The organism is Nitrospira sp. BLG_2, assembly GCF_049222245.1.
Genome location: NZ_JBLYIG010000582.1, coordinates 1 through 2,345, shown reverse-complemented (window position 1 = coordinate 2,345; position 2,345 = coordinate 1). Strand labels below are relative to the sequence as shown.

The window sequence follows — 2,345 nt, the reverse complement described above, 5'->3', positions numbered from 1 at the left end:
AAGCGAAAGCGCAAGCGTAACTGCGAACGCAGAAAAAATTGGTTATGACAGCATTCGCATTTCAGAAGCATACCGTCTGAAACAGACAGTTTCTTTCAATCGCTTGTCGGATAAGAGCAGCTCCCGCGTATGCTAAATTGCCCCGTCCCAATTGATCGCCTCATCGGTCTTCACGATGTAAATCGCCAACTGACGGTCGCTGAGGTTGCTGACCGTCGCGCGCGCTTCGGTTTCAACGACATTCTCGTTGCGGCACCCTCGACATGGATCGATCTGGTTCGTGATACGGCGCGCGATCCCATGATCTGGTTCCTTGTCGGCGTCAGCGCCCTGTTTACTTTACTTGGTGATTATACGGAAGCAGCAATTCTGGTGGTGGCTCTCATACCGCTGGTTGGTATGGACGCCTATCTCCACCGCCGCACACAGGCCTCAACCCAGGGTCTTGCGAAGCGCCTTGCGGCGCGTGCCACCGTCTTTCGCGACGGGGCTGCAGTCACTGTTTCCGCGCGCGAAGTTGTTCCGGGTGATCTCGTTGAAGTCGCCACGGGCGAGCCTTTTCCCGCGGACGGGCTGATTGTTTTGGGCGCCGAACTTCAAGTAGACGAATCGTCTTTGACTGGCGAGGCCTATCCGGTCCGAAAACAGCCGATCTTGCGGATATCCGCTGCGCTTCGCTCTGCTGAGGCCAGGCATTGGGTGTTTGCCGGTACGCGGCTCCTTACGGGGCAGGCAAGGGTGCGCATCATCAGCACCGGAGGTGAGACGCTCTATGGTGAAATTGCCCGATCGACTCTCATAGGAGGCCATACCCGCACTCCGCTCCAGATCGCCGTTGGTCACTTGGTGGCCTTCATGCTCATGGCGGCGCTTGTGATGTGCGTGGCGTTGGCAGCGATCCGCTTGATGCAGGGCCATGGCCTCGTCGATGCCTTCCTGAGCGCAGTGACGCTCGCCGTTGCAGCGCTTCCGGAAGAGTTTCCGGTGGTCTTTACATTCTTCCTCGGTGTCGGTGTTTATCGATTGGCTCGACGCCAAGCGTTGGTGCGGCGTGCTGTTGCAGTGGAGAACATTGGGCGCGTGACTTGTATTTGCACTGACAAGACTGGAACGCTCACTGAGGGCAAGTTGGCGCTTTCACACCGTGTCCCGGTGGAGAACACGTCACCTGAGCGACTTGCGTTCTGGGCCGCAGCAGCTGCGCGCGCCGACAGCGGGGATCCGCTCGATGTCGCCCTGATCAGCGCTTCGCCGGAAGCTGATTCTATTGAGCGCCTAGCCGCGTTTCCCTTTACCGAAGATCGGCGGCGCGAGACGGCAATTGTTAGGTTGGCAGACGGCTCACGAATGGCTGTTGTCAAGGGTGCGCCGGAGACGGTGTTCGACATGTGCGTCGAGGCACCGACATTGCTTGGCGAATGGCGCAGGCAAGTCACTGCCTATGCATCCAGCGGCCATAAGGTAATTGCTGCTGCCACTAAGGCACTGGATCTTGCCACTGCGTCAGAGCCGGAGCCCAATAGCGGCTATACGTTGCGTGGGCTCCTTGCGCTTGAGGATCCCATTCGCGAGGGCGTCCAAGACGCGGTGACGGCCTGTCGGCAGGCTGGCATCCGCGTCATCATGATCACGGGCGATCATCCGGCTACCGCCGAGGCGATTGCACGCGATATCGGCCTGCGCGGTGGGCGGCCTGTTGTCGCCTTGGCAGAAACGCTGGATGGAGATGGCAGCGGTCCTAGAGCAGAAGCCCTGCGTGAGATCGACGTCATTGCACGCGCGACGCCCTCCCAGAAGCTTCTACTCGTCCGCGCCCTCCAGAGGTCTGGTGAAATCGTCGCGGTCACAGGTGATGGGGTCAATGATGTTCCCGCCCTGCAAACCGCGGATATCGGTATCGCAATGGGCGAGCGCGGCACCCAAAGCGCGCGTGAAGTCGCCGCGATCGTACTGCTTGACGACAATTTTCGAACCATCGTAGGGGCAATTGCAGAAGGCCAGCAGCTGTTCCGGAATTTGCGGCTGTCTTTCGCTTACCTGTTGATGATCCACATTCCGCTGGTATTGAGCGCGGCGGCTATCCCTTTAGTGGGCCATCCACTGCTATACCTACCGATTCACATCGTGTGGCTGGAATTGATCATTCATCCGACAGCGCTACTCGTCTTCCAAGATCTGCCGACGTCATATCATTTGATGCCGACGGAGAGGGATGGCCGACCGCGTTTCTTTGCAATACGAGGCTGGATTTTGATCGGCTTTTCCGGCTTTCTGATTGCAGCTATCATATCGATAGGCTTCGAGTATGCCCTTGGGAGCGCAGGTGATGTCGAGCACGCCCGCAC

General features: G+C 58.5%; 1 protein-coding gene. It reads left to right on the top strand.

Features of this window, described 5'->3' with window-relative positions; genetic code table 11:
• Positions 1-129 precede the first annotated feature (129 nt).
• Positions 130-2,345 (top strand): cation-translocating P-type ATPase (locus tag ACOSYY_RS15565; RefSeq protein WP_421663515.1); only part of this gene is annotated, 2,216 nt, incomplete at its 3' end.